Origin of the sequence: Halomonas saccharevitans (assembly GCF_032333995.1) — a bacterium.
Classification (GTDB): domain Bacteria; phylum Pseudomonadota; class Gammaproteobacteria; order Pseudomonadales; family Halomonadaceae; genus Halomonas; species Halomonas saccharevitans.
In genome coordinates, this window is sequence record NZ_JAVXUR010000001.1 from 1,169,199 (window position 1) to 1,175,316 (window position 6,118).

Below are 6,118 nucleotides of genomic sequence, written 5' to 3' on the forward strand. Positions count from 1 at the left end.
ATATAATCACCCTCGAATTTCATCAACTATTTCGAGAAGAGTCGCTCTTATATCATCAAGGGATTTTTCTTCATCACCGAGTATAGCAAACTTCTCCTTAATATCATCAGAGAAAAAGCTATTAATAGAACTGTCTGCAACCACCTCATCCCATAGCTCTTTAGCCATATATCCAGTCGCTCCTACAGGAAGTAAGACTGCACCCTTGGTTTTTGCAATCTCATACTCCTCTCGCATCCCACCTGATAAAAAAACTTCGCCCTTCTCCTTCTTATTACCAAATATAAAAATAGCCACACCTGCATAAGAGAGCATATCTTCACGATAGCTTCTCCACAACTCTCGAAGGTCTTCACTACCAACTTGACTTTGAGGAAACGGCCGGAGAATCAACTGGTCATGTATAACCCCTCCTTTTTTTGAATATATACTTTCTAAAGCGCCTGTAATAACAGCACTACCAATACCAAGGCCAAACCCCGAAATAATCTTGCTGCCATTATTCACAAGACTCCTGCTAAGCTCATAAACAAAACTCTCAGCCTCATCCTTTCCAAAACTTCCAAACTCACTTGCTGCGCCAGAAATAAAAACAGACTTCTGCTTATATTTCCTTTCCACCTCTGACAATATATCCGTTATCTCGCAATATTCTTCTACGAGCGTAGTTGTGATGCCAAACCTCAATAGATCTTGAACAAACAGTTCTTGTTTTCTTTCTCTATACTCGAAATCAGCAAGGCTTTCACCTTCTTCTCGTTTCACTTTCCTCATAATCGAATAATGAGGCCTTTGATTCCTGCTCCAAGAGACTCGAACCCTGCTCAAAATATAGTCTAGATTTGGATCAGAGAAACTCAGCCCAATAAACAAGAATGTTTTTGATATAAGATCTCCACCAAGCGCACTAAGAAAAGGCTGCATTTTTACATGATAAGACTCATAATCGTCTTTTATTATCACCGCATCTCCAGGATGATCTACATCCCCATGCATTTTGTATATAACAGCATCCCGCTTCGGTTTTGTGTAAACCAACTGTTTTACATCATATTTAACATCAGGGATTTTTCCAGCTTGAGAAAGAGCCCCTTCAATAAGCTTATCATAATTAGTAGTCCAATAAGTATCAATGGGCAGTCTTGCTAATATTTTATGATTCTCTGTTATCTCAGCCTCTTTTGAAAACTCATCTATGAGAGCCTGGTTTATAGCCCCTCTATTTGCCTGCTTCTGGTTATAATAATACTGAGCCAATGTCACTAGGTCAGTTTCTTTCTCGATACTAAGCTCGATTTCTTCAGCTATAGGCCGCAATAACTCACGCCAATTAACATACCCGGCAGGCATTGATAGGCCTGCGCCTGCAAACACAGCTAAAGTGCCAGAATTCAGCTCTTTTACCAGCTTTTTAACCAATCTTTCCTGTTCTTTTTTCTTGCTCATCTTAGCCTCCACGTGAATAATTCAACCAACCCATTTTGAAAAGTTTTGGTAGCCAAGGTCTGTCACCCAATCATAGGTTTTATAAAAACTCGTCATATTAAACCCTTTTCCTTTAACGTTAACCGCTGAGTTACATCGGTAACTCGCTGAACCATCAACTTTTTCATACTTCACCCACTTTCCGTTCGCTTTCTCCCACAAAGTAGCAGTTCTACCACTCTCGGAAAACGTCACACCAACATACTCGAGTGGATTAAAGCCTTTAGATTTAATTTTCCCATGCCTATCTTTTATTGAATTTATATGCACCGCGAATATATGATTCCCTTTTTTGAAGCTTTTTAAAATCTCATACCTAACCCAAGGCCTATTATATGTTTGACTACCAATAAGAACACAGGTATTACTAGTGTTATCCAGCCCTTTATTAATCAACCTCTTTAGCGCCATATCCCCTTGCTTCTTAGCTGCCTCCCATATTGAAGCATCGTAATACCCACTAATCTCCCTATTTGGCTTTAGCTGCCAATGATTTCTTACCACATTAGCCCGAAAATCAATTACATCTTGGTAATGAAAACTAAAAAATACTCTTTTAGCCATAATGCCCTCTTAAAAAATATCTAAATTTTCGCTCCATGCATCCACCTGTCTAGTCCAGCAAAATCGGACTCTGAACGGTGGACATAAAAATCATCAACGGTTAAATCAAGGTAGGGATAGAGACCAAGATATTCTCTACCCTCAAAATTTTCATCATCATTTAGCACAGGGGCGACAGCTACTCGACCTGTTTTTGCGTCCATATACCCAAGCTCCCAAGGCATCCAAACTGAGCTCTCTGCTGATTGAGATGCCAAGTATATTAGAGAGCCACACCTATCCATCCTTGATTTTAAAACTTCAGCAGTTTCCTCAGTAACCTCCCCTCTATCAAGATGATCATCCTCTATCCAATCGACATAGACTGAATACCCTTTATCAGAAAGCATGTCTTTAATTTGCTTGACTACTCGTGCATCTTCATACGAATGGGAAAGAAAAATATCAAACAACTCATCTGATGCTAGGGACTCAAGGGACTCATTAACCATCCTTCGCGCATAACGTTTCTCAACACTTTCACCTAAATTTATTGATTGATTTTTATTATACCTTCTAATTATATCACTTCTTCTCAATACAGACATTGCCTACATCCCTCTACATTAAACCATGCATCTCACATAACTACTTCAGCAGACATGCCGTTAGGATTTTTTAACACACGATCGAAGGTAAGTCCTCATTAACGGACTAATCGATAATTTATTTCTCTAGCTGTCTATTTCGACCCGACCTCGCCGACAATAACTTGAGGATCAATAGCGCAAACTTCCTGCCTGTCTCCTCGTCCTCAAGCAGCGGCATGCTGAGTTTCTCGTGGTCGCTGAGGGCATCGAGCACGGCGTCGGTGACCTTCTTCGGAAAAAGGCCGTGCATCACCTGCGACTCGTCGTGTTGGTCCACTTGAGCCATCAACGCCTCATCACGCTGAAGCCTCTTGGTAATACCTTCAGCGAAATGAAGTTGATCCTCATCGCTCGTCTCTGCCCCAAAGATGTCGTTGAGCCGGTCGATGATCTCGTTAAGGCGCTGCTTCTCGGGGTCGTGGGGCTTGCCTGAACCCACTTCACTGACCGGGGTGAGGCCGTAGTCGCCCTCGGCTTCCTCGAGGCGCAGGCGCTTCTCCTCGCGCTTGGTGAGGCGGTAGTGGGTCAACTCCAACTCGCTAACGTCGATGCTCTCCTCCTCCAGCAGCCGGTCGGTGCGCAGCAGCGGGTGGAGATGGCGAGCGAAGACGCAGAGCTGCTCCAGCTCGGGATCGTCGAAGGTGACGATCTGGCTGAGGAATTCGTAGGTGCGCACAAAGCTCTGCAGGTTCTTGCGGAACAGATCGAGCTCGTCGCGGGTGGTGCCGGCCTCCTTGAGCTCCTGCTCAGTGCGCTTCAGGCCCTTGTCGTCGCCATTCTGTTCGGCGACCTGGCGAGCCTCCTTCCAGACCTGAAGCTGCTCCAGGGCCAGCTGGTAGCGCTGCTTGAAGCGATCCTGAGCCGGACGGCAGTGGTAGCTGAGGCTGGAGGCCGGCGCCTTGGGATCGAAGAAGGCCTTGGCGAAGGCTTCCACCTCGGGCCAGTGATAGATGCCACTGGCGTCCAGACCACGCTGCAGGTCATAGACCACGTTGGGATCGGAGACGTCGGCCAGCTCCGCCTTGCGGTAGTAGGGGGCGAAGGCGTCGAGGATCTCCTGCTCGTCGTTGTAGAAATCGAGGATAAAGGTCTGCTTGCCGGGGAACAGCCGGTTGAGCCGCGAGAGGGTCTGCACGCAGTCCACATCACGCAGCTTCTTGTCCACGTACATGGCGCAAAGCTTGGGCTGGTCGAAGCCGGTCTGGAACTTGTTGGCGGCGATCATCACGTTGTAGTCGTCGGTATCGAACGCCTCGGCCAGGTCGCGGCCCTTGAGGCCGGGGTTGAGCAACTGGCTGGTCTCGGTGACCTCTTCGGGGATCTCCTCATCGGGCGGCACGCTGCCGGAGAAGGCCACCATGGGGTGAACGTCGGCGTAGCCCTGCTCCTCGATGTACCGACGCATGGCCAACTGGTAGCGCACCGCCTCCTGGCGGCTGGCCGTGACCACCATGGCCTTGGCTTGGCCATCGAGCAAATGGCGGACATTGTCACGGTAATGCTCGACGATCACTTCCACGCGCTGGGCAATGTTGTAGGGGTGCAACCGCACCCACTTGGCCAGGGTCCGCGAGGCCTTTTTGGAATCGACTTCCTGGTCTTCCCCCTCGGGATGGGCGAGCTTCCAGGCGGTGCCGTAGGTGACATAGTTACGCAGCACGTCGAGGATAAAGCCCTCCTCGATGGCCTGGCGCATGGAGTAGAGATGGAACGGCTCGGGCTTGTTGTCGGCGCCGGCCGGCAGCTCGGGATCCGGCGGACGACCGAACAGCTCCAGGGTCTTGGCCTTGGGGGTGGCGGTGAAGGCGTAGTAGCTGATGCGCTCGCTGGGGCGGCGCGAGGCCACGGCGGCATCGAGCATCATCTCGGCGCTGATCTCGTAGTCATCGCCCTCTATGGCCTCTCCTGCGGCCGCCAGCAGCGCCTTGAGCTTGCTGGCCGAGCTGCCGGTCTGCGAGGAGTGAGCCTCGTCGGCGATCACCGCATAGTGGCCCTCGGCGAGCTGCGGGCGCTTGTCCAGGGCGTCGAACAGCGCCGGGAAGGTCTGGATGGTCACGATGATGATGCGGGTGTTGCTGGCCAGGGCCTCGGCGAGCTGCTCCGACTTGCTCTGGTTGCCCACGTCGCGGGTGATCGGGCAGACCACACCGTGGGCGTGCTCGAACTGGTAGATGGTGTCTTGGAGCTGGCTGTCGAGCACCGTGCGGTCGGTGACCACGATCACCGAGTTGAACAGCTTTTTCCCATCCTCAGCGTAGAGGTTGGCCAGCTGGTGGGCACACCAGGCGATGGAGTTGGACTTTCCGGAACCGGCACTGTGCTGTACCAGGTAGCGGCGCCCCGGCCCTTCGGCCAGGGTGGCCTGCACCAGGCGGTTGACGACTTCCCACTGGTGATAGCGTGGGAAGATCAGCGTCTCCTTGATGGTGCGACGGCCGTGGAAGTCCTCGCTGGTCTTCTTCTCCAGGTGCAGGAAGCGGCCGAGAACCTTCAGCCAGGCGTCCGGGGCAAACACCTCCTCCCACAGGTAAGCGGTGGCGTAGCTCTGCTCGTCAGGCGCGGGCGGGTTGCCGGCACCGCCCGCCTCCGTTCCACGGTTGAAGGGCAGGAAGAAGGTGTCCTTGCCGGCCAGTCGGGTGGTCATGGCCACCTCGGCCTGGCTCACCGCGAAGTGCACCAGGGCGCCGCGCTTGAAGGTCAGCAGCGGCTCGGGCTTGCGGGTGATGGGATCCTTGATCGGGCGATCCTGACGATACTGCCGTTTGGCGTTCTCCACCGTCTGCTTGAACTCGCTCTTGAGCTCCAGCGTGGCGGTGGGGATGCCGTTGACGAACAGCACCAGGTCGAGGCGGGGATTGTAGTTCTGGCCGGCGTTCTCGCTGCCCTTGCCCTTCTCCCGGGCGTGGGGCGAGTAGGAGACCTCCGGCACCACCCGCAGGCGGTTGGCGCGGTAGCGGGCCAGCGAATCCGGGTTCATGCCGTGGTCGGGCTGGAAGCTGCACAGGTCGAACTTCACTCCCGGCACCTTGAAGCCGTGGCGCAGCACCTCCAGGGTGCCGGCTCGCTCCAGCTCGCGCACCACTTTCTGCACGAACACCTGCTCCGGGGCCTGGGGGTTGGCCTTGCAGAACTTCTCCCAGCGCTCGGGCCAGGCTTCCCGCACGTAGCCGAGCAGATCCTCGGTGTAGAGCGCCGATGCACGGTCGTAGCCGCTGGCCGTGCCGGCCTTCCAGCCGTGGGCCGTCATGGCCTCGATGATGTCCTGCTGAAAGCGGGCTTCCCTGCTGTCCGCCATGTTATCCCCTGCGCTTGGCGTAATTATGCGTAACAGCCTAGCGCTTCAGGGATACAAGGAGAAGGCTAGGCGGTCTCAATGACCAAGTGCAACACGTGACCCATCAGGTACGGTGTTGCTATGACTCACTGCTATCGCCACCTCT

The 6,118-nt window shown here is 52.6% G+C and carries 4 protein-coding genes; all 4 read right to left on the minus strand.

Annotated elements, in window-relative coordinates; translation table 11 throughout:
• Positions 1–6 precede the first annotated feature (6 nt).
• Positions 7–1,446, minus strand: coding sequence for an SIR2 family protein (locus RSO68_RS05390; RefSeq protein ID WP_315585720.1), 1,440 nt, complete (start codon positions 1,444–1,446; stop codon positions 7–9).
• Between the two features lie 21 nt (positions 1,447–1,467).
• On the minus strand, positions 1,468–2,049 hold the full coding sequence (locus RSO68_RS05395) for a TIR domain-containing protein (RefSeq protein ID WP_315585721.1): 582 nt from the start codon (positions 2,047–2,049) through the stop codon (positions 1,468–1,470).
• 20 nt (positions 2,050–2,069) lie between these two features.
• Positions 2,070–2,636 (minus strand): toll/interleukin-1 receptor domain-containing protein, encoded by a 567-nt coding sequence (locus RSO68_RS05400; protein ID WP_315585722.1) that lies wholly within the window; start codon positions 2,634–2,636, stop codon positions 2,070–2,072.
• A 118-nt stretch (positions 2,637–2,754) separates the two neighbouring features.
• Entirely contained in the window at positions 2,755–5,973 is a 3,219-nt protein-coding gene (locus tag RSO68_RS05405) for a type I restriction endonuclease subunit R (protein ID WP_315585723.1), read from the minus strand.
• Between the last annotated feature and the right edge of the window lie 145 nt (positions 5,974–6,118).